Origin of the sequence: Ruegeria sp. EL01, assembly GCF_900313035.1 — a bacterium.
In the GTDB taxonomy this organism is placed as follows: Bacteria; Pseudomonadota; Alphaproteobacteria; order Rhodobacterales; family Rhodobacteraceae; genus Ruegeria.
Window position 1 is genome coordinate 23,183 of record NZ_OMPS01000021.1, and the last position, 21,076, is coordinate 44,258.

20 protein-coding genes are annotated in these 21,076 nt (G+C 56.7%); 12 read left to right on the top strand and 8 right to left on the bottom strand.

The features are described from left to right. Window positions 1–2 precede the first annotated feature (2 nt). From D9K61_RS10470 to D9K61_RS10495, 6 genes are all read left to right on the top strand, one after another. Window positions 3–2,189, top strand: coding sequence for a xanthine dehydrogenase family protein molybdopterin-binding subunit (locus D9K61_RS10470; RefSeq protein WP_120633200.1), 2,187 nt, complete (start codon window positions 3–5; stop codon window positions 2,187–2,189). Between the two features lie 140 nt (window positions 2,190–2,329). Next, window positions 2,330–3,649 carry a glutamine synthetase family protein gene (locus D9K61_RS10475; RefSeq protein WP_120633201.1) on the top strand — a complete coding sequence of 440 codons (1,320 nt, stop codon included), beginning with the start codon at window positions 2,330–2,332 and terminating at the stop codon, window positions 3,647–3,649. A 59-nt stretch (window positions 3,650–3,708) separates the two neighbouring features. Next, complete coding sequence (locus D9K61_RS10480; protein WP_120633202.1) at window positions 3,709–4,389, top strand: type 1 glutamine amidotransferase; 681 nt, start codon at window positions 3,709–3,711, stop codon at window positions 4,387–4,389. Continuing rightward, window positions 4,389–5,747: a glutamine synthetase family protein gene (locus D9K61_RS10485; RefSeq protein WP_120633203.1), complete on the top strand. Its 1,359-nt coding sequence runs from the start codon at window positions 4,389–4,391 to the stop codon at window positions 5,745–5,747. The genes D9K61_RS10480 and D9K61_RS10485 overlap by 1 nt, the downstream gene beginning before the upstream one ends. 9 nt (window positions 5,748–5,756) lie before the next feature. After that, a complete protein-coding gene (locus D9K61_RS10490) occupies window positions 5,757–7,061 on the top strand; it encodes an FAD-binding oxidoreductase (protein ID WP_120633204.1) in 1,305 nt (434 codons plus the stop codon). A gap of 115 nt (window positions 7,062–7,176) precedes the next feature. After that, window positions 7,177–8,391 carry a DegT/DnrJ/EryC1/StrS aminotransferase family protein gene (locus D9K61_RS10495; protein ID WP_120633205.1) on the top strand — a complete coding sequence of 405 codons (1,215 nt, stop codon included), beginning with the start codon at window positions 7,177–7,179 and terminating at the stop codon, window positions 8,389–8,391. A gap of 56 nt (window positions 8,392–8,447) precedes the next feature. Here the strand turns inward: D9K61_RS10495 and phaR are convergent, their stop codons facing one another. The 3 genes from phaR to D9K61_RS10510 all read right to left on the bottom strand — a co-directional run bounded on the left by phaR (window position 8,448) and on the right by D9K61_RS10510 (window position 11,513). Then, window positions 8,448–8,999, bottom strand: a complete 552-nt coding sequence (gene phaR, locus D9K61_RS10500; protein WP_120633206.1) for a polyhydroxyalkanoate synthesis repressor PhaR — start codon at window positions 8,997–8,999, stop codon at window positions 8,448–8,450. A gap of 134 nt (window positions 9,000–9,133) precedes the next feature. Continuing rightward, entirely contained in the window at window positions 9,134–9,580 is a 447-nt protein-coding gene (locus D9K61_RS10505; RefSeq protein ID WP_120633249.1) for a phasin family protein, read from the bottom strand. A 130-nt stretch (window positions 9,581–9,710) separates the two neighbouring features. Then, window positions 9,711–11,513, bottom strand: a complete 1,803-nt coding sequence (locus D9K61_RS10510; protein ID WP_120633207.1) for an alpha/beta hydrolase — start codon at window positions 11,511–11,513, stop codon at window positions 9,711–9,713. 111 nt (window positions 11,514–11,624) lie between these two features. Between D9K61_RS10510 and phaZ the strand changes: the two genes are divergently transcribed. Beyond that, entirely contained in the window at window positions 11,625–12,896 is a 1,272-nt protein-coding gene (phaZ, locus tag D9K61_RS10515) for a polyhydroxyalkanoate depolymerase (protein ID WP_120633208.1), read from the top strand. 5 nt (window positions 12,897–12,901) lie between these two features. Beyond that, window positions 12,902–13,486, top strand: coding sequence for a DUF6151 family protein (locus D9K61_RS10520; protein WP_120633209.1), 585 nt, complete (start codon window positions 12,902–12,904; stop codon window positions 13,484–13,486). Here D9K61_RS10520 and D9K61_RS10525 read toward each other — a convergent pair. From D9K61_RS10525 to D9K61_RS10545, 5 genes are all read right to left on the bottom strand, one after another. Next, window positions 13,477–14,193 (bottom strand): alpha/beta fold hydrolase, encoded by a 717-nt coding sequence (locus tag D9K61_RS10525; RefSeq protein ID WP_120633210.1) that lies wholly within the window; start codon window positions 14,191–14,193, stop codon window positions 13,477–13,479. The genes D9K61_RS10520 and D9K61_RS10525 overlap by 10 nt on opposite strands. Window positions 14,194–14,277: 84 nt before the next feature. Further along, window positions 14,278–14,892, bottom strand: a complete 615-nt coding sequence (locus D9K61_RS10530; RefSeq protein ID WP_120633250.1) for a hypothetical protein — start codon at window positions 14,890–14,892, stop codon at window positions 14,278–14,280. Between the two features lie 20 nt (window positions 14,893–14,912). Then, window positions 14,913–15,338: a VOC family protein gene (locus D9K61_RS10535; RefSeq protein ID WP_120633211.1), complete on the bottom strand. Its 426-nt coding sequence runs from the start codon at window positions 15,336–15,338 to the stop codon at window positions 14,913–14,915. Window positions 15,339–15,387: 49 nt separating this feature from the next. Next, a complete protein-coding gene (locus D9K61_RS10540) occupies window positions 15,388–16,389 on the bottom strand; it encodes a carboxylesterase (protein ID WP_120633212.1) in 1,002 nt (333 codons plus the stop codon). Continuing rightward, window positions 16,377–17,132 carry an alpha/beta fold hydrolase gene (locus D9K61_RS10545; protein ID WP_120633251.1) on the bottom strand — a complete coding sequence of 252 codons (756 nt, stop codon included), beginning with the start codon at window positions 17,130–17,132 and terminating at the stop codon, window positions 16,377–16,379. The genes D9K61_RS10540 and D9K61_RS10545 overlap by 13 nt, the downstream gene beginning before the upstream one ends. A gap of 125 nt (window positions 17,133–17,257) precedes the next feature. Between D9K61_RS10545 and D9K61_RS10550 the strand changes: the two genes are divergently transcribed. The 4 genes from D9K61_RS10550 to D9K61_RS10565 all read left to right on the top strand — a co-directional run bounded on the left by D9K61_RS10550 (window position 17,258) and on the right by D9K61_RS10565 (window position 21,052). Continuing rightward, window positions 17,258–18,001 (top strand): metalloregulator ArsR/SmtB family transcription factor, encoded by a 744-nt coding sequence (locus D9K61_RS10550; protein WP_120633213.1) that lies wholly within the window; start codon window positions 17,258–17,260, stop codon window positions 17,999–18,001. Beyond that, window positions 18,001–18,411 (top strand): MAPEG family protein, encoded by a 411-nt coding sequence (locus D9K61_RS10555; protein WP_162946837.1) that lies wholly within the window; start codon window positions 18,001–18,003, stop codon window positions 18,409–18,411. The genes D9K61_RS10550 and D9K61_RS10555 overlap by 1 nt, the downstream gene beginning before the upstream one ends. 158 nt (window positions 18,412–18,569) lie before the next feature. Next, window positions 18,570–20,528: a threonine--tRNA ligase gene (gene thrS, locus D9K61_RS10560; RefSeq protein WP_120633215.1), complete on the top strand. Its 1,959-nt coding sequence runs from the start codon at window positions 18,570–18,572 to the stop codon at window positions 20,526–20,528. Between the two features lie 221 nt (window positions 20,529–20,749). Beyond that, complete coding sequence (locus D9K61_RS10565; protein ID WP_120633216.1) at window positions 20,750–21,052, top strand: DUF2282 domain-containing protein; 303 nt, start codon at window positions 20,750–20,752, stop codon at window positions 21,050–21,052. Window positions 21,053–21,076 lie beyond the last annotated feature (24 nt).

The following is a 21,076-nucleotide window of genomic DNA, read 5'->3' on the forward strand; positions in this document are numbered from 1 at the left end:
CCATGACCATCAACACCTCCCGCCGTGGATTTTTGAAAAGCGCCGCAGCTGCTGGTGCCGTCTTGCTGGTCGGCGCACGCACCGATGGCGCGCTGGCGGCAGCTACAACGGAATCCGCGCAGTTCAACCCGTTCGTGAAAATTGACGCGGATGGCACAGTCACCGCCATCGTCAAGCATTTTGAAAAGGGCCAAGGTCCTGCGACCGGCCTGCCAACGTTGATCGCAGAAGAAATCGGTCTGCGCATGGACCAGATCGAATACGAATTCGCCCCGTCCAACCCGCAGATCTACAACAATCTCCTGTTTGGTCCGTTTCAGGGCACCGGCGGATCAACCGCAATGGCGAACTCGTGGATGCAATACCGCCAAGCTGGTGCCGCCGCCCGCGAAATGCTGGTCACCGCCGCCGCACAAAGCTGGGGTGTGGACGCGTCCACCGTTACGATCGAAGAAGGTATCGTCAAAGCTGGCGACAAATCTGCCCCGATCAGCAAATTCGTTGCTGCAGCCTCTCAGCTGGAAGCCCCAGTTGAACCACTCCTGAAAGATCCATCAGAATTCCGCTTGATCGGCAACGAGGCCGTGCGACGCAAGGATTCGGCCATCAAAGGGAACGGGCAAGCGATGTATGCGATGGACGTCCATCTGCCCAACCAGATGATCGCCATGATCAAGCGTCCTGAATCGAAAGGCGGGCTTGCCGTCAGCTTTGATGACAGCGGGTCGAAAGAAGTGAAAGGCTATTTCAATGCGGCGGTCCTGCCGAACCAGGCCGGCGTTGCGGTGTATGCTGAAAACACATGGGCCGCGATTCAGGCGCGTGATGCGTTGGAGGTCGAATGGGACATGTCCGCAGCGGAAACGCGCGACTCGGATCAGATCAAGGCCGAGATCATTGCGGCCCTGGACGCCGAACCAACCTACAATGTGAACAACGCCGATGCGGCGGCAATTGCTGCGGCGATTGGTGGCGCAGACAAGGTGGTGGAAAAAACCTTTTATTTCCCCTTGCTGGCCCATGCAGCAATGGAGCCGCTGAACTGCACCATCGAGCAAACCGCCGAAGGCAACATTGTTCTGCATGATGGCAGCCAGATGCCCACAGGTCCGCATATGGCCTACCAGCAAATCTTTGAACTGCCAGCCGAAAAGATCCAGATCAACACGATGCTGGCAGGTGGATCCTTCGGACGACGTGCCACGCCGGATGCGGATTATCAGGTTGAGGCGGGTCTGGCTTTTGTGGTCACCGACCGGACACGCCCGGTCAAGTTGGTCTGGACGCGGGAAGACGACATGCGCAGCGGATACTACCGCCCTGCGTTTGGCCACAAGGTCCGCGTTGGGCTGGATGCTGACGGCAACATCGTTGGGTGGCATCATCAGGTAGCTGGACAATCGATCATGAAAGGCACAGCATTTGAATCCTTCGCGGTTCATGACGGTGTCGATCACAGCTCGATCGAGGGTATCGCGGACAGCCCCTACAATATCCCAGGCATGGCCTTGGGTTTGACCGACACGCCAAAGGCAACATCAGTTTTGTGGTGGCGCTCGGTCGGCCATACTCACACAGCCTACACGATGGAAACGATGATGGATCTCGCGGCGCAAGCCGCAGGGCGGGATCCTGTCGAATTCCGACTGGCGCACCTGGCGGATGATGCCGATGCCGACCAGAAACGAAAGGCGGGCGTGCTGAAACTGGTCGCTGAGAAAGCCGGATGGGGCAAAGCGCCAGCTGGTCGGACGCAGGGCATCGCGGTGCATAAGTCCTTCGGGTCTTACGCCGCTCAGGTTGTCGAAGTATCGGGCGACCCTGAAAACGGTGTTCGGATCGAAAAGGTCACCTGTGCCGTTGACTGCGGCATTGCAGTGAACCCCGATGTGGTGCGTGCCCAGATGGAAGGCGGGATCGGCTATGGCATCGGTCATGTGATGCGCGATCAGATTACGCTGACAAATGGCGCTGTGGATCAGTTCAACTTCCCCGACTATGAACCGCTGCGGATCGGGGACATCGCCGCAATTGATGTGCATATCGTACCGTCAGCAGAGGCTCCGACAGGCGTAGGCGAACCCGGCACGCCGCCGTCGGCCCCTGCCCTGGCAAACGCGATCAGCGCGCTGTCAGGTGTCCACGTCGCGGAATTGCCGATGGTCGAAAATGGGGTCAACTTCTTCTGACCTATATATCCCCGCGCCGGTCCCCTCGTGGACTGGCGCGGGGAGTCTCTATTTTCCGATCAGAAATAATTTGATCAAATTTCGTGACAAGTTGGAACACCTCCAGTACATCTCGGGTAATGAGAGGAACGGAGGCCCCAATGGACCTGAGCGCCCTGAATAATATTCGCGTCACCGCCTGTGATCTGAACGGACAGATGCGCGGCAAACGCGTGCCGCCTGAATATGCCAGCAAGCTGGACAAAGGGGCGGTTCGCATGCCGTTTTCCGCCCTGAATGTGGATTTGTGGGGGGCCGACATTGCGGGCAGCCCATTGGTGTTTGAAACTGGTGACGCCGACGGGATTTTGCTGCCGACAGGGCGCGGCCCTGTGCCAATGCCCTGGCTCAACTCTGAAACGGCTTTGGTACCGATGTGCCTTTACGATGACGATGGCACGCCGTTTGCAGGTGACCCCCGCCATGCGCTTTCTGCTGTGTTGTCGCGGTATGCTGAGCGCGATTGGTCAATTGTTGCAGCGACGGAGCTGGAGTTCACACTGATCGACGCATCTGGCCCGCACCCGCAACCTCCGATCAACCCAATTACCGGCCGTCGTCTGTCGGAGGAAGCCGTTTTGTCGGTTGTCGAAATGGATGCGTTCGAGGCTTTCTTCACCGACCTATATGATGGTTGCGCGGCTATGGGCATTCCTGCGCAAACCGCGATTTCCGAAAGTGGAATTGGCCAGTTTGAAATCAACCTGAACCACCAGGACGCCATGCGTTGCGCAGATGATACATGGCTTTTCAAAGTGTTGACGCGCGGTTTAGCCAGAAAACACGGTTTTGCAGCCACCTTTATGTCCAAGCCTTATGCAGGCGACGCAGGCAACGGCATGCACGTTCATTTCTCTGTCATCGACAGCCAAGGTCGCAATGTGTTCAACAATGGCGGTCCAGAGGGGACTGACATCTTGCGCTCGGCTGTCGCCGGATGCCTTCACGCCATGCCCGGCAGCACGTTGATCTTTGCACCACACGGCAATTCCTACACCCGTCTGGTGCCCGGCGCGCACGCCCCGACCGGCGCAAGCTGGGCCTATGAAAACCGTACCGCCGCCCTTCGCATTCCGGGCGGTGCGCCGGAATCGCGACGCGTTGAACACCGCGTGGCCGGGGGTGACATTAACCCCTACTTGATGCTGACAGCCGTATTGGGCGCTGCCCTGGTCGGGATCGAAGACGGTCTGCAACCGCCGGACCCGATTTCGGGAAACGCATACGAAATCGCAGACCTGCCGCAATTGGCGTCCGACTGGGTATCTGCAGTTGACGCCTTCGAAACTGACCAGATGGTCGCACGCATTTTTCCAACCGATCTGATCCGATACATGGCGATGACAAAACGCCAGGAAATTGCGCGCTTCGCAGACCGCCCCGAAGACCAGCACTGGCTGAGTTACCTCGAGGCGGTTTGACCCCTCTTGCCCAGCGCTTCCGAGTCCGCTAGATTTAATTTGATCAAATTCGGTGACCCATGAAAATCGGTATTCTACAAACCGGCCATACCCCTGACGTATTGAAGAGTGAGTTCGGGGACTACGATTCCCTGTTTCCGGCCCTGTTGGACGGAAACGGGTTTGCGTTCGAGACCTTTGCCGTCGTAGACGGGATCTTTCCAACAGGCGCGCAGGATGCGGATGGCTGGCTAATCACGGGCTCGCGCCACGGGGCCTATGAAGATTTGCCGTGGATCCCCAAACTTGAAGACCTGGTTCATGACATTCACGATAGTGGCAAACCTCTGATTGGTGTGTGCTTTGGCCACCAGATCATTGCGCAGGCCCTTGGGGGCGCTGTCGAAAAGTTTTCCGGCGGATGGGCTGTTGGGCGCACGGACTATGATCTAGGTGGCAAAAACGTGTGTTTGAACGCCTGGCACCAGGATCAGGTGACTGTCTTGCCCGAAGGTGCGCAGGTTCAGGGGCAAAACGAGTTTTGCCAGTACGCAATGTTGTCCTACGGCGACCAGATATGGACTGTGCAGGCACATCCTGAATTTTCCGACGAATTCGTCGAAGGTCTGATGCGCACACGCGGCAAAGGTGTTGTCCCGGACAACCTGATGCAGGACGCCGCAAACCGACAAACCGCCCCGGACGACAATGCTGAAATCGCACGATACATGGCGGATTTCCTAAAGAAAGCGAGGGCCTGATGGCCGATTGGACAAACGAACTGCCTCAGGCGGCGAAGCATTACCTCGAAGGCCGCCGGCTGGACGAGGTCGAGTGTATCATTTCTGATTTGCCGGGCATTGCGCGCGGCAAGGCGGTGCCCGCGTCCAAATTTGCGCGGCAATCCTACTTTTACCTGCCCGACAGTATTTTTTATCAGACGATCACCGGCGACTGGGGCGAAGCCGCAGGCGAAGACGGGTTTATCGAGCGGGATATGATCCTGAAACCGGATTTCTCGACAGCCACCGCCGCTCCTTGGACTGGTGATTGGACGTTGCAGGTCATTCATGACGCCTATGACCGAGAGGGTGAGCCGGTTCCTTTCAGCCCGCGCAACGTGTTGAAACGCGTTGTGCAACTTTATCACGATCGAGGATGGGACCCGATTGTCGCGCCCGAGATGGAGTTCTTTCTGGTCGCCCCAAACGTCGATCCGGCACAGGGGATCAAACCGATGATGGGCCGATCAGGGCGTCCCGCAGCGGCGCGACAGGCCTATTCGATGACGGCCGTGGACGAGTTCGGTCCGGTGATCGACGACATCTATGACTTTGCAGAACATCAGGGGTTCGAGATTGATGGCATCACGCAGGAAGGCGGCGCCGGTCAGTTAGAGATCAACCTGCGCCACGGTGATCCGGTCAAGTTGGCCGATGAGGTGTTTTTCTTCAAACGCCTGATCCGCGAAGCGGCCCTGCGCCACAATTGCTTTGCCACCTTCATGGCAAAACCGATCGAGGATGAGCCTGGCTCGGCCATGCACATCCATCACTCGATCATCGATATGGAAAACGGTCAGAACATCTTCTCCGGCCCTCAGGGGGGTGAGACAGACGCGTTTTACCACTTTATTGCCGGACTGCAGAACCACCTGCCCGCCGGTCTGGCGGTAATGGCACCCTATGTGAATTCCTATCGCAGATACGTCAAAGATCACGCGGCCCCAATCAATCTGGAATGGGCGCGCGACAACCGCACCACGGGAATCCGTATTCCACTGTCAGGCCCCGAGGCACGACGGGTTGAAAACCGCATCGCCGGGATGGATTGCAACCCGTATCTGGGTATCGCGCTGTCGCTTGCCTGCGGCTATCTGGGCCTGACCCAGCAGGAACGCCCCCGCCGCCAGTTCCATGGCGATGCCTATGAAGGCGAAGGGGACATTCCGCAGGTGATGGGCAATGCGCTTGATCTGTTTGATGAGGCCACCGCCTTGCACGACGTTCTTGGCCCAGAATTCGCACGTGTTTATGGCATCGTGAAACGGGCAGAATACGAAGAGTTCTTGCAAGTCATCTCTCCGTGGGAGCGCGAGCATCTTCTTATGAACGTCTGAGGCGACGCAATGAACCTGCTCTATTCCAACGACCGCAAGGCCGAGTATCCGCCAAGCTGGTATGCATCAACTGCGCATCCGATGGACCGTTTTCCTGAGTTGGAAAGCGATACCAAGGCGGATGTCTGCATTGTTGGCGGTGGATACACCGGTCTTTCAGCGGCTCTGCATCTAGCTGGCGCCGGGTTTCACGTGGTGCTGCTTGAGGCGCATCGCGTGGGCTTTGGCGCGTCAGGCCGCAATGGCGGTCAATTGGGCAGCGCGCAGCGGATGGCGCAAGAAGATCTGGAGCGCCTGGTCGGCGACGAAGATGCCGCCAAGCTTTGGGATCTGGCCGAAGACGCCAAGGATTTGGTCAAATCGCTGATCTTGAAGCACCAGATCGACTGCGATCTGAAGCCCGGGGTGGCCGAGATGGCGCTAAGCAGCTCTGAACGGCACGAATTGCACGACCATGCTGCGCATCTTTCGGGCAAATACGGCTATGATCAGATCGAGGTTCTGGATGCTGAGGCCGGGCACGCGCTGTGCCCCTCTCCGACTTATAAGGGCGGCTTTTTGGATATGGGGGCGGCTCATCTGCACCCGCTCAACTACGCTTTGGGTCTCGCCACTGCTGCTGCAAAGGCAGGCGCTTGCATTCACGAAAGCACCGAGGTGTTGAACATCGAACAAGACCCGCGCGTTTGCGTTCAGACCGCGCAGGGGCGGGTTACAGCCGATCATGTCATTCTGGCCTGCAATGGATATCTGGGCGATCTGAACCGGCAGGTGGCCTCTCGCGTTATGCCGATCAACAATTTCATTGCCGCAACCGAGCCACTGGGCGCGGACACCGCACGGGTTCTGACCCGGGACGTGGCGATTGCCGATACAAAGTTTGTCGTGAACTACTTTCGCCTCAGCGCCGATGGTCGCCTGCTGTTTGGCGGAGGTGAAAGCTATGGGTATCAGTTTCCGTCAGATATCACCGCCACAGTTCGCAAACCGATGGCGCAGATTTTCCCTCATCTTCAAAATGTTAAGATCGAATACGCCTGGGGCGGAACCTTGGGCATCACGATGCGGCGGATGCCCTATCTGACGCGGATTGCACCGAACATTATGTCCGCGTCAGGCTATTCCGGCCACGGTGTCGGCACGGCCACCCATGCCGGTCAATTGATGGCGCTGGCGGTACAGGGTCAAGCCGAAGGGTTCGACACTATGTCTCGCGTGCCTGCTTTGCCCTTCCCCGGGGGCTCCGCCCTGCGCAGCCCGCTTCTGGTGCTGGCGATGACCTGGTACGCGTTGCGGGACCGATTGGGAATCTGACCCTCCTTTCATTGCGACAGTTTGGTGAAATTTCGCCGAAGCGGCGAAAGGGGTCTTGGCATTGGCAGGTCATTCAATTTAAATAAACGAAAGTTAGAATTCGGGAAAACCAAATATGACGCTGCCACCCAACGTCCATGACGCCGAACCCATCCCCGCAGCTGCGCGGGACGCCATTGATGTCCTGCTGCAATCGGGGGACCTGTTCCGCTATACCGCACCGCAGGACGCGCCAGTTGCCCTGCTCGAAGCAGAATTCGCCGAACTGCTGGGAACGAAATATGCGCTGGCGGTGTCTTCCTGCTCGGCCGCGCTGTTCCTGTCGCTGAAGACATTGGATCTGCCACGTGACGCGCGGGTTCTGATCCCGGGCTTTACCTTCGCTGCGGTTCCCTCTTCGATTGTGCACGCTGACTGCATCCCCGTTCTGTGCGAAGTGGGCGAAAACTATCGCATCAACATGGCCGATTTTGCAGCCAAGCTTGAGGGTGTTCAGGCGGTGATCATCAGCCACATGCGCGGCCATACCTCGGATATGGACGCCATCATGGAGCTGTGTGATGCGCACGACATTCCGGTGATCGAGGACGCAGCCCACTCGTTGGGCACCACATGGCATGGGCGCAATATCGGCACCATCGGCAAAATCGGGTGCTTTTCATTCCAGTCCTACAAGATGATCAATGCGGGCGAAGGTGGCATCCTGATCACCGACGATGCTGATCTGGTGGCGCGGGCCGTGATCATGTCTGGCGCGTATGAGCACAACTGGAAAAAACACAAAGGCCCGCATGGCGACAATACACCTGAATTGGAACAGGCCTTTGCCAGGTGGCAGAACCAGTTGCCGCTTTATAATCTGCGGATGAGCAACCTCAGCGCGGCTGTGATCCGCCCTCAGATCCCGGAACTGGCGCGACGGGTACATGACGGTTTGGAAAACCACGACTACGTGGCGACGCGCCTGAACACATCGCCCCATATCGACGTCCCTGCCCCGTTGGCACCCGAACGTCGTGCACCAGATTCGATCCAGTTCAATCTGGTCGGAATGGATGACAGTGACATCCGCGCCTTTGCTGCAGCGTCCGAGGCGCGCGGCGTCAAGGTTCAGGTTTTTGGACTGAGTGAGGACAATGCGCGGGCATTCTGGAACTGGCAGTTCCTGCCTGAGGAATTCGACCTGCCCCAAACCCGCGACATGTTGATGAAAGCCTGCGACGTGCGCCTGCCAGTGCGCCTGACCCGAGATGAGCTGGACATAATTGCCGATATCCTGTTGGCGTCGGTTGGTGAAGTGACAGGCCCGGTCCCTGTTTATGGAACCTGAAGGTAAGAAACGAAAAGGCCCGCACTATGCGGGCCTTTTCGTTTATTGATCCAAAATCAATTCAGTTTTGACAGCTTCTGCTGAAGTTCAGCCAGCTGCTGTTTGATCTCATCGAGATCTTCCTTGGATTTCGGTTGTTCTTCTTCCTTATCGGGCCCGGACCACTTACCGGACAGGCCCCCTGTCATCGCCTTTAAGAAAGCTTGTTGCTGCGCCTGCAATGCGTCGAAACCCGGCATCTGCGACATCGGGTTCATTGCGCTCATGTTCTCCATCATCTTGCTTTGGCTTTCGCGCAACATCTCGAAAGAGCTTTGTAGGAACTGCGGCATCACGCCCCCGCCTGGCACCATGTAGCTGCGCACAAGATCGTTCAGAACATTGACCGGCAGCACGTTCTCGCCACGACTCTCGTGCTCTGCGATGATCTGAAGCAGGTATTGACGCGTCAGGTCGTCGCCGGTTTTCAGATCGATGATCTGTACTTCCCGGCCATTACGTATGAAACCCGCAATGTCTTCGAGCGTGACGTAGTCGCTGGTCTCGGTGTTATACAGCCGACGGCTCGCGTAGCGCTTGATCAGCAGTGGTTTTTCTTGATCCGACACCGTTTACCCTCCCCAAGGATGATGCGTTGCAGCACAGGTTATGCGAGTGCAGCACAAAAAGAAAGGGCAGGTCAATCGACCTGCCCAGCGCGATAACACCAAATGGGAGGAATGGGTGCGTCTCGCGGACGTTCTTACTTGGCAGCAGTTGCTTTCTTGGCAGCGGCTGTCACATCGTTGGTGGCTTTTTTAACAGCAGCGGTTGCATCTTCTGCAACGTCTTTGCCTGCCGCCATCAGCAGCTCAACAGTTTCGGTCTGAACTTTTTTCGCGATTTCAGCGAAAGCAGCCAGGTTTTCAGCTGCAACTTCAGCCGACGCGCTTGCGAAATCGGTCGCTGCCTTTGCGTAATCCGCAGGGTCTGCCTTGGCTTTCGACATTTCAGTCATCTTTGCCAGGGTTTCCTTGGTCCACTTGCTGGAGATCTCAGCCGATTTCTCAGCAGCTTCCAGAGCAACACCCGACAGCTTTTCGTTCAGAGAAGCGGTCGATTTGAATGCGTCTTCCATTGCGGAGGTGTCCACAGGGAACGCGCCCATCATGTCTTTCATGATCGCGCTAAAGTCTTGAGTCTTTGCCATCGTACTAATCCTTTTTGCTGCGCCGGGCCCACCCCGGTTTTCCTCAGCTTGAAAACAATATGATTGCTGCATTGCAGCATTGCAAGTTTTTTCTTGCTGCACTGCAGAAAAAAGATGTTTCAAAATGAAATCAGGCGTTTGGATTGGCGACAACATAAGTGCCGGGTGCCGGAGCCAGCCGAGGGTGGTTCGAATCACCTGTGTCGCGGGCCGGAACTTGCTTGCCGGATCGCTTCTTCAACCAGGCATCCCACATCGGCCACCAGGACCCTTTGTGGAAATCGGCCTGCTTCATCCAGCTGTCCGAATCCGTTGTCATGTCTGTGTTGGTGTAGTGGCCGTATTTCTTCTTGCTCGGTGGGTTAACGATGCCGGCGATATGACCCGATTCCGAAACCACAAAGGTCTTCGATCGCGACCCCATTTGCTGCACCCCCCGGTAGCAATCCTTCCAGGCGGCGATGTGATCCGTCTCACATGTGATGGCCATCAACGGTACATCCACATCTCTGACATGCAGTTTGTGACCCATCAATTCGATGCCGTCCGATACGAATTCGTTGCGTTGGCACAGACCGCGCAAATAATCGACTGACATCTTGGCCGGTAGATTAGCCCCATCGCCATTCCAGAATAACAAATCAAACGCAGGAGGTGTTTCCCCCATCATGTAGCTGCGGATTGCGGGCCCATAGACCAGATCGCGCGAACGCAGAAATGACATTGTGCGCCCCATGATCCAGGACCGTAATACGCCTTCCCTGTTCACCTCTTCCTCGATGCCGTCGATGAAGTCATTTTGCAGGAAAGGTGTGAACTCACCCTGCTCTGAAAAGTCGGTCAGGGCAGTGAACAAGGTTGCAGATTTGACCGATTTGTCACCGCGTTGTTTCAACAACGATAAGGTCAGGCTGAGTGTGGTGCCCGCGATGCAATAACCGATAGCATTGACCTGCTTGACTTTGCAGATCTTCTTGACCTCATCAATCGCCGCCAGAAAACCGTCCTGAATGTAGTCTTCCATCCCGGTTTCTGCATAACTTTCGTCCGGATTAACCCAGCTGACAACAAACAGAGTGTAGCCCTGTTCCGTGATCCATTTGATCAGGCTGCTCTGGGATTTCAGATCCAGAATGTAGAACTTGTTGATCCAGGGCGGGAACAAAACGATGGGCGTTTCGAATACCGTTTCTGTTGCGGGCTTGTACTGAATCAGCTCCATCATCCGGTTGCGATAGACCACATCCCCCGGCGTAGTGGCCAGGTTTCCGCCGACTTCAAAGGCACTTTCATCAGCAAGTTTGACAACCAACTCGCCATCATTGGCTTCCAGGTCCGAGATCAGATTCTCCAACCCTTGAAGAAGGGATTGCCCGTCAGTCTCGACCGCTTTTTGAAGTGCGTCCGGATTTGTCGGCAGGAAATTCGTTGGCGACATCATGTCGATGATCTGCTGCGAGAAATACCTCAGGCGCCGACGGTCTTTTGAATCCAAATCATCCACCGACGCCACAGCCTGGGCGATCGCCTCGGCATTGGTCTGGTATTGTTGGCGAACCAGGCGGAAATACGGGTTGGATTCCCACAAGGGGTTAGCGAATCGTTTGTCGGCAGGCTTAGCGTCCTCGTCTTCGACATCACCGGTCGTCAGGGCTTGCTGCGCCTCAGCGAAGTTCAGAACCGATTTTCCCCAAAATTCTATCTGCTGTTCCAACAGCTTGGCGGGATTTTGCCAAGCCTCGGCCCAATAGGCCGTTGCTGCTCGTGCGAAAAGCTCTTGATTCGGGCCGTCGAGCGCAGGGGTATGGGTCTTTTTTCCCGCCATAACATCGATCAGACGTTTGGAGAGTTTCTCGACCTTTTCCATATTTTCTTTAAGGCGTTCAATGTGTTCGTCGGTTGCTTCGGGCATTTGGTCTTCACTTGTTGTCATTTTAACGATTCCCCCCTAACCTCGCTGCTATGCAGAATAACGTCGTGGGTGCCGGGGGGCAAAGCGGCGAATGGTCCGAACTCTTAGGCTCACACTCCGGAGATCCGTTCGATGCGTTACATGATGACCTACGACATGATGGAAGCCACGCGCAATACCAACCAGTGGCTTGGTGCAACAGCCAGCGCGATGGCGTCTTATCCATTGTTTTCTATGGTTCCGAATCCCGCGTTCAGCTTGATGGCCGCTTGGGGCGAAGTGACCGAGCGCACGTTTCAGCGCATGGTCGTGAAACCCGATTGGGGCATCCGAACCTTTACCTGTGAAGATGGCAAAGACCACCTGGTCGAAGTTACCACAGTGTTGGAGCGTCCGTTCGGCGATCTGGTTCATTTCCGGGTCAACGGCCGCAAAGAACAAGCCCGCAAGGTGCTGTTGGTTGCGCCCATGTCCGGGCACTACTCCACGCTGCTGCGCTCGACAGTTAAGAGCCTGCTGGTCAATTGTGAAGTCTACATCACCGATTGGCATAATGCGCGCGATATTCCCGTGTCTGCCGGTAAGTTCGATGTCGAGGATTATACCCTATATCTTGTAGATTTTATGAAAGAGCTTGGACCAGACACGCATGTTGTCGCCGTTTGCCAGCCGGCGCCTCTGACATTGGCGGCGACGGCATACCTGGCCGAGGTTGAGCCCAAAGCACAACCCAGCACGCTGACCCTGATCGGTGGCCCTGTTGACCCGGATGCAACGCCGACCGATGTGACTGACTTTGGTCGGCGCGTCACCATGGGGCAGTTAGAAGAAACCATGATCCAGCGGGTCGGTTTCAAGTACAAAGGCGTCGGACGTATGGTGTATCCTGGCCTGCTGCAACTGGCATCATTCATGTCAATGAATTCTGATCGCCATTCCAAGGCATTCACAGATCAGATTCAGCGGGTTGCGCGGGACGAAGCATCGGATCAGGACGCGCACAACCGGTTCTATGATGAATACCTGGCTGTGATGGATATGACGGCTGAATTCTATCTGTCGACGGTCGAACGTGTCTTCAAAAACCGCGAGATCGCCCGCAACGAATTTGTCGTCGCCGGACACAAAGTGGATATCGGAAAGATCACCAATGTCGCCGTGAAGTCCGTCGAAGGCGCGAATGACGACATCTCGGCACCCGGCCAGTGTATTGCCGCGCTGGATCTTTGCACCGGCCTGCCGGACAGCAAAAAAGCCAGCCATGTGGAACCCGGTGCAGGCCACTATGGCATTTTTGCCGGACGCAGTTGGCGTGACAACATTCGACCCCTGGTGATTGATTTCATGAACCAGAACAGCCGCAAACCGCGTCGGCGCGCAGCGAACAGCAACAAGGTGGCCTAAGACCGATGGGCAAAAGCGAAAAATCCGGTCTCGCCTTTGCCTGCAGCTGTGGTTCCGTGCAAGGCCACATCAAGCCAGACGGGATAAAATCGGGCACACATGCTGAATGCTTTTGTTCCGATTGTCGCGCTGCTCAGCTGTATTTTGACCAACCCGACCCAGCTCCGGGCCCCGTGGAGATCTTGCAGATTTCGCCCGAAGCGATCGAATTCCATCAAGGCACCGAAAATCTTGCTGCAATGCAGCTTAGCCCCAAGGGGATGTACCGCTGGTACGTAACATGCTGCAACGCACCGGTGGCAAACACCTTCAAAACGCCGAAATTTCCTTTTGTCGGCGTGATTGTCGATCGCATCGCAGACCCAGCGGCGCTTGGCCCGGTGACATCGCGTGGCTCGGTGCCCCAGCCGGATGGAACACAAAAGCACGAAAAGATCGGGTCAGCCATCTTCAAGCTTTTCAAGCGCGCCGCCAAATCACGGTTGACCGGGGGCTGGAAAAGCACACCGTTCTTCAATACCGAGACAGGTGACCCAATTGTAACGCCCGCCGTCATCAGCAAATGCGAACGCGACGCGCTTTATCCATAGTCCGGCTGGTAGGGAACACTCAGCCAGATTCGCAATGCGTCGATCACAATATTCGGTGTTTCAAGCGTCGGCAGATGCCCAGCATTCTCTATGGTTTGTAAGACAGCACCCGGAATCAGGTCAGCCATAAACGTATGCTTGCGAACCGGTGTCAGCGTATCATGCGAACCGCATAGTAACAGCGTGGGAACTTTGATCCGTCGCAGGGTTCCCTGCTGATCCGGACGCCGTTGCAAGGCACGCATCTGGCGAACGAACAATTCCGGCCCCAGATCCATCGCCATTGAAAGAAGGCTGTTCAGGATCGGGATCCTTTGCGGACCCGGCGCCAGTGCATCTGACCCCACAACGCGCCGCATAACCTCCTCAAGTCGACCGGCCTGTGCGGCGACGATCAGATCCTCGCGCCCGGCGGCGATTTGCGGCGTATCGGCCTGCGCGTCCGTCGCCATAAGACACAAACGAGACACACGCTCGGGCGCGCGGCGGATAAGCTCCAGCGCCACAACTCCGCCCATGCTTAACCCGGCCAATGCAAACCGATGCGGTAATTGATCCAGTAAGCCAGAGGCGATTTCTTCGATACGCTCACCCGAAGATGTCGGCGCCACCGTCACAGCGCGGTCGCGCGACATCACATCGATCTGGGTCCGAAACAGTCGCGCATCACACATTAAACCAGGCAAAAACACCAACGGCTCGATCACGCGGGGCCTCCATCAGCTCGGTTTTCCGGGTCCATTCGTTTCCCCCAAGGATGAAAGTTTTGCCACGGGCGGGCAAGGGAAACTTCACGGATAAGCGATGGCTCGCAAGGCCGGAAAATCACCATAACGCGCTTGCCTGGTTGGCAGGTCTTCATCCGGATCTGCGCCTGGCCGCAACAAACTGCCGCGGGGTGCGATGTAACTATCGATCCTGCGGATCGGATTGGGTCGCCAAACCAGATTAAACGCGCAAAGCTTGGGAAAGAACCAAATCTCGGAATAGTTCAGATGGTCGTGCATCCACCACGCCAGATCCCGCCAATCCCGCCCATCTGCATATTGGTCGGCAAACCACGGGATCACTACAGACGCGCCTGCAATCCGTGCGTCCCTCTCGCCACGGTCCCATATGTGGCATTCCAGCGGGTTGTCGTTGCGGGCACAGTTCAACTTGTTCTCATTGCCAAACTGGTTCAACGAAGGAGAGCGATAGCCCGAGCGCACTGCAACCCGGCCAAATGTTTCCTCAAGCGGATCAAGAAGGGTCTCGCAAAAGGCACGGCCTGTTGCGATGGCCAGATCTGGGTTGTCCGGGATGTTCTGTTTCTGATGAAAGCTTCCGATCTCGGAATACAGGAAATCGCGCATGAAGAAGTGCCGGGACAGCCGCACACGACCTAAGGTCTCAAGGCTCCACATGCTGCCCGGCTTGCGCATGCTCAATACCCGTTCCAGCGAAACGCGCCGCCCGGTCCCAGAGCCGAGAATGGGTTGTATGCCACCTCCCAGATCGTGCCGCACGGAGCCCGAAAATACCCGTGATGCCCGCCCCAAAACACGTCAGAAGCCGGTTTCAGAACCTCCGCCCCAGCTGCCTGTGCGCGGGTCAACATCTGTGCAACGTCTTCTTTGGATCGACAGTTGTAGCTGAGCGTCAATGCACCTTGCCCCAGGGTTTCGACCTCAACACCGATCTCATCTGCCAAGGCCGAAATCGGGTACAGCCCCAAGGTCTGACCGATCAGGTCATAGGCGATGACCCCGTCCGGGCTATCAACCCGTTTCCAGCCCAGTGCTTCATAGAATTGAGCAGCGGTTTCGGGGTCTTCTACGCCGACAGTAACAAGGCTGACACGTTGTTCCATGGCTTGGTCTCCCTATTCTTTGTGCGAGTTTCGATATTGTTGAGGCCCGTTACTGAGACGGCCCAACACCCAACCTTTGAAGCCAGTCCAAAACACCGGCAACAACGATATCCGTCTGGCTAGGTGACATTAGCCGACCCGCTATCACATGCGAATGCGGGTCATCCTCCGGCCCCATTGTCACCAGTTCGACCGTCGCGGGGGCGCCCCAGTTTTCGGCGATCTGATGCGTGCGCTTAGGCCGCACGACCTGATCATCGTCCGAAAACCAGAACAGCGCCGGAACCGAAGCGCCTGAGAAATCAAGCGCGTAGACGGTCTGTACCAAAGCAGTCATGGGAACGACGGAGATCCAGGGATAAACAGACGACCAATATTTGTTTTTCTCGGGGTTGGGCCCGGACACATCCCGCGTTTGCCCCATAACGATCGGTAACCAGCTTCTGGCCCATGGCAAGCCCGGTATCCATGACCCTGGCGTATTGACCCCGAAATTGGGGGAAACAAAGACCATCGCGACAACATCCTTGCTCAGGTCTGGGTCAAGGGCGGCAGCCGCCGCCAATGTACCGCCAGTCGAGGTCGACATGACGATGACTTTCTCGCCTACGGCCCGTGCTGCGGCCAGACCTTCCGCTGTGTCCCGCATCCAGCCCGAGGCCGTCGCCTGCCCCATCGCGTCGCCATTGCGCCCGTGGCCTTGTAGGCGAGTGTAGATCAGATTGGCACCCAGCGCGTCGGCGACCATGTCCGGAACCGGGCGGATTTCTTCCGAACTTGCTGAAAACCCGTGAATATACAGAACGGAGTATGGCGTACGCTGTTCCTTGAACCCATCCTGCCAGATAACCCGCTTTTCGACGCCCGGCACGATATCGTCATAGCCGGATTCCGAGCTTTCGAAATAGACCTGAACACCTTCGCCAAACCTACCCGCGTCAAAATTCGGGCGAAGGTTCACCTCTTCTCGCGGGCCAAACCAATAAACCAGCCCACCGACAACAATCAGCGCCGGCAGAAAGCGCCCCAGAAACCAACCTACACGCTGCATCCGCGTTCTCCTATAACGTCCAGTATCGCGTCTTCAATCAGCCCCAAGCACGGTACGTCCGAGAAGCGGTGGTCCGCGTCTTTCATCAATAACAGCCGCATGTCCGGACCTCTCGCGTGATCCAAAAGGCGCACAGCGGTTTCCGTGGACACGGCCGTATCTGCTGTGCCCTGCAGCATGCGAACCGGAAATGGCAGGCTGAGCGGGGATCGCAGGACAAGGTTCTGTCGCCCGTCCTCGATCATCCGTTTGGTGATGACGTAAGGTTCCATGTAGTCCGACGGCAGTTCCACATGACCGACCGCCTCCAACGCGGCCTTTTGTTTGTCGTTGAAAGACGCCCAATACCCATCTTCGGTGAAATCCGGCGCGGCAGCGATTGTGACCATGCCCGCGATCCTGTCGGGCATGGTGCGCGCCAGCAACAATGCCTGCCACCCGCCCATGGAAGACCCAACCACGATCAGCGGGCCTTGTGTCAGGGAAGAAATTGCAGCGACGGTGTCCTGATGCCAATCGCCGATACAGCCATCCGTAAATTCACCTGAACTTTTGCCGTGACCCGAATAGTCAAACCGCAAATAAGCCCGACCGCGCGCCTTCGCCCAAGCCTCAAGATGTACGGCTTTTGTACCTTCCTTGTCGGATTTGAGCCCGGAGAGGAAAACGATTGTCGGCCCCTGCCCCTCGGTGATGTCATAGGCAATCTGTCGCCCTTGATCGGTTGTCAGAAATCGGCTCATCATTCCGGCCTTTGTTGTTGATTTTTGCCAGCCTAGCCCGCCCGACAGACGAGTGGAAACCGGAATTCAACAATTTTTAGGTGACCATATTGTCACGTGACTATAGAATCACGTATAAGGCCTTCATGGACATTTTATTCAAAGCCCTCAATGACCCGGCGCGCCGCGAAATCCTTGATCGGTTGCGACAGAAGGACGGACAATCCCTGTCCCAGCTCGAAGAGCATTTCGACATGACCCGTTTTGGCGTCATGAAGCACCTTAAACTGCTGGAAGAAGCAGGTCTTGTCCTGACCCGCAGGCAGGGCCGGTTCAAGCATCATTACCTCAACCCCCTGCCCCTGCAGGAGATGGTGGATCGCTGGGTTGCACCTTTCCTTCAACCTCAGGCCCGTGCGGTCAGCGCACTGAAACTCAAATTGGAAATGGAGACACGAATGGGAAAACCGGATTTCACGATGCAGACTTTTATTCGCTGCACGCAGGATGCCCTTTGGGACGCTCTGACCACGCCAGAACAAATGGCTGCCTACCACTTTTTGTGCAACGAAGTACGAGGCCAGGTTTCACCCGGTGAAACCGTGCATTTCATCACGCCGGACGGAAATGAAATGCTGCGGCAGGTGACCCAAAAGCTGGATCCGAAATCCCGGATTGAAATGGGGTTTGAGCCGATGTTCATGGGCCCGGACGCTCCGTCTTCGCAAATGGTCTATCTGATCGAACCACAAGGCGACGTCTGCAAACTGACCATCGAGCACTATAATCTTGCCGAAGGGCAGGAAGGTTTTGCCGAAGGCTGGGCGCGACTGGCTGCCTCTCTCAAAACCTGGTTGGAAACGGGCTCGGCCCTGAAGGAGGCTGTGTGATGACCGATTTTCCCACTGAATTGGGTGTTCTCACCTGTCTCATGTTATTGGCGGTCTCGATGTGGATACCCTACGTCGTTGGCATTTCTTCGGACCCCTCGGAAGAAGAGGCTTTTGCCCGGCCTGCGCAGATCTCGAACCTGCGCCCTTGGGTGCAGCGAGCACATCGGGCCCAGCTGAACCTGCTGGAACAGGCCATGCCGTTCGCTGTTTTGGTGTTGATCGTCAACGCATTGGACGGGTTTTCCACGCTGACCTACTGGACCGCGATCCTGTTTTTCTGGATTCGCGTCCTGCACGCGGCCGGCATGATTACCGGAATCGCCCGGATGCCCATCCGGCCGATGTTGTTCACGGTTGGCTGGGTCTGCTGCCTGATCATGGGCTACGCCGTTTTTGCGGCAGCCTGACAATTTTTGGAAAACGCCACGCGATCACGAATTGAGTGACGTTTTCTGACCGACCCCCCTTACCAGTTGACATCATGCCCATCGGGCGGCAAATAGCCCGGACACATATACCCGCAACCGGGCGTTCAGTGGGCGCCAAACCGACGAGGAGAGCCGATATGGCCCTGGACTCACAGTCAGTCTCCCTTACTTTTCCCGATGGCAATTCCCGATCCTATGACGCAGGTGTCACGCCAGCGCAGGTCGCTGCCGATATCTCAACCTCGCTGGCCAAAAAGGCCATCTCGGCCACGGTAAATGGCCAGCACTGGGACCTGCAATGGCCCATCGAGTCTGATGCGCAGATCGCCCTTCACACCATGAAAGACGAAGAGCAGGCGAACGAGCTGGTGCGCCATGACCTTGCGCATATCATGGCCCGCGCCGTGCAGGAAATCTGGCCCGACACCAAGGTCACCATCGGCCCGGTTATCGAAAACGGCTGGTACTATGACTTTGATCGCGCCGAACCGTTTACACCGGAAGATCTAGGCCTCATCGAGAAGAAGATGAAAGAGATCATCAACAAGCGCGACGCTGTGCGAACCGAAGTCTGGGACCGCGACCGCGCGATCCAGTTCTACACGGAGAATGATGAGCCCTATAAGGTCGAATTGATCGAAGCCATCCCAGGCGACGAGCCGCTGCGCATGTATTGGCATGGCGACTGGCAGGATTTGTGCCGTGGCCCGCATCTGCAACATACCGGTCAGGTCCCGGGTGATGCGTTCAAGCTGATGTCCATCGCCGGAGCCTACTGGCGCGGCGACAGCGACCGCGCGATGTTGCAGCGTATCTATGGTGTGGCCTTTACCGGCAAAGAAAAGCTTAAGGCCCACCTGCATATGCTGGAAGAGGCCGCCAAGCGTGATCACCGCAAGCTGGGCAAGGAAATGGACCTGTTCCACATGCAGGAAGAGGCCCCCGGTCAGGTGTTCTGGCACCCCAATGGCTGGACCGTCTATACCGAGTTGCAGGATTACATGCGCCGCAAACAACGCGCGGGTGGCTATCGTGAGATCAACACGCCTCAGGTCGTGGACCGCAAGCTGTGGGAAGCCTCTGGTCACTGGGACAAATATCAAGAGCACATGTTCATCGTCGAAGTCGAAGAGGAACATGCCAAGGAAAAAGCCGTCAACGCACTTAAGCCGATGAACTGTCCGTGTCATGTGCAGATATTCAATCAGGGCCTTAAATCCTATCGCGACCTGCCCCTGCGGTTGGCCGAGTTCGGATCATGCTCGCGCTACGAACCCTCTGGCGCGTTGCATGGCATCATGCGCGTCCGCGGATTCACTCAGGATGACGGGCATATCTTCTGCACCGAAGATCAGATTCAGGACGAATGCGCCAAGTTCATCAACTACCTTGCGGATGTCTATTCCGATTTGGGCTTTGACAAGTTCGAGATCAAATTCGCCACTCGTCCGGAAAAGCGCGTTGGCAGCGACGAGAGCTGGGACCATGTCGAGCGCGCACTTGAATCTGCCATCAAGGCAACCGGGCGAGAGTTCACACTGGAACCCGGGGATGGCGCGTTCTACGGGCCCAAACTGGACTTCTACCTGACCGACGCCATTGGCCGGGTCTGGCAGTGCGGCACCTTCCAGGTTGACCCGAACTTGCCCGAACGGCTGGGCGCGACCTACATCGCCGCAGATGGCAGCAGACAGCGCCCTTATATGTTGCACCGGGCCTGCCTGGGCTCATTCGAACGCTTCGTCGGCATCATGATCGAAGAACATGCGGGTAAGCTGCCCTTCTGGCTGGCCCCACGTCAGGTCGTGGTGACTTCGATCACGTCTGACGCAGACGATTACGTGAACGAGGTCGTTGCCCAACTGCAAGCTGCAGGCGTGCGCGCCGAAGCGGATATCCGCAACGAAAAGATCAACTACAAAGTCCGGGAACATTCTGTTGGCAAAGTCCCGGTCATACTGGCCATCGGCCACCGCGAAGTCGACGAGCGCACCGTCAGCGTCCGTCGTCTTGGTGAAAAACAAACGCAGGTTCAACCGCTTGAGGCTGTAACAAAAGAGCTGGCACAGGCGGCAACCCCGCCGGATCAGTTGTAACATTCGGCAGCAAATCGCCAAAAATCCGGCCCCGGCTTAGGGGCCGGATTGAAACAATTAACAATTTTCAATTCAAAAACAATTTGTTAACCTGCAAGAGCGCATGACGTTCTTTGACGGGCTTGTGAGACACGGGCTCGTGAATTTAACTGTGCCGTACATGCCATTACCTTTGTCACTGTCACAAGCAGACATACGCAGTCATTAAGAGGATTACCGAGATGTCGAACACCGCAAAAACCCTGGTTATCGCAAGCGCCGTCGCCGCAGCCGTTTCGGGCGCCGCCACCACAGCATCTGCACAAGCCAAAGAGAAATGCTATGGCGTTTCGCTGGCCGGTCAGAACGACTGTGCAGCAGGCCCCGGCACAACCTGCGCCGGCACCTCGACCGTTGATTATCAGGGCAACGCATGGACTTTGGTTGATGCTGGCACCTGCGCAGATATCGAACTGCCTGCCGAAGCAAATGGCACCGCGCGCAAGGGTTCGCTGGAAGCACTGGACCGCGATCTGCCGGCATAAGTTTCGGCCAGACATGTTTGGGGG

Bases quoted from the DNA above. Each gene is read 5' to 3' on its own strand.
- phaZ (WP_120633208.1), top strand. From the start codon at position 11,625: ATGCGTTACATGATGACCTACGACATGATGGAAGCCACGCGCAATACC.
- D9K61_RS10480 (WP_120633202.1), top strand. From the start codon at position 3,709: ATGAAAATCGGTATTCTACAAACCGGCCATACCCCTGACGTATTGAAG.
- D9K61_RS10550 (WP_120633213.1), top strand. From the start codon at position 17,258: ATGGACATTTTATTCAAAGCCCTCAATGACCCGGCGCGCCGCGAAATC.
- D9K61_RS10510 (WP_120633207.1), bottom strand. From the start codon at position 11,513: ATGACAACAAGTGAAGACCAAATGCCCGAAGCAACCGACGAACACATT.
- thrS (WP_120633215.1), top strand. From the start codon at position 18,570: ATGGCCCTGGACTCACAGTCAGTCTCCCTTACTTTTCCCGATGGCAAT.
- D9K61_RS10565 (WP_120633216.1), top strand. From the start codon at position 20,750: ATGTCGAACACCGCAAAAACCCTGGTTATCGCAAGCGCCGTCGCCGCA.
- D9K61_RS10475 (WP_120633201.1), top strand. From the start codon at position 2,330: ATGGACCTGAGCGCCCTGAATAATATTCGCGTCACCGCCTGTGATCTG.
- D9K61_RS10520 (WP_120633209.1), top strand. From the start codon at position 12,902: ATGGGCAAAAGCGAAAAATCCGGTCTCGCCTTTGCCTGCAGCTGTGGT.
- D9K61_RS10490 (WP_120633204.1), top strand. From the start codon at position 5,757: ATGAACCTGCTCTATTCCAACGACCGCAAGGCCGAGTATCCGCCAAGC.
- D9K61_RS10485 (WP_120633203.1), top strand. From the start codon at position 4,389: ATGGCCGATTGGACAAACGAACTGCCTCAGGCGGCGAAGCATTACCTC.
- D9K61_RS10555 (WP_162946837.1), top strand. From the start codon at position 18,001: ATGACCGATTTTCCCACTGAATTGGGTGTTCTCACCTGTCTCATGTTA.
- D9K61_RS10495 (WP_120633205.1), top strand. From the start codon at position 7,177: ATGACGCTGCCACCCAACGTCCATGACGCCGAACCCATCCCCGCAGCT.
- D9K61_RS10505 (WP_120633249.1), bottom strand. From the start codon at position 9,580: ATGGCAAAGACTCAAGACTTTAGCGCGATCATGAAAGACATGATGGGC.
- D9K61_RS10535 (WP_120633211.1), bottom strand. From the start codon at position 15,338: ATGGAACAACGTGTCAGCCTTGTTACTGTCGGCGTAGAAGACCCCGAA.
- D9K61_RS10530 (WP_120633250.1), bottom strand. From the start codon at position 14,892: ATGTGGAGCCTTGAGACCTTAGGTCGTGTGCGGCTGTCCCGGCACTTC.
- D9K61_RS10540 (WP_120633212.1), bottom strand. From the start codon at position 16,389: ATGCAGCGTGTAGGTTGGTTTCTGGGGCGCTTTCTGCCGGCGCTGATT.
- D9K61_RS10545 (WP_120633251.1), bottom strand. From the start codon at position 17,132: ATGAGCCGATTTCTGACAACCGATCAAGGGCGACAGATTGCCTATGAC.
- D9K61_RS10470 (WP_120633200.1), top strand. From the start codon at position 3: ATGACCATCAACACCTCCCGCCGTGGATTTTTGAAAAGCGCCGCAGCT.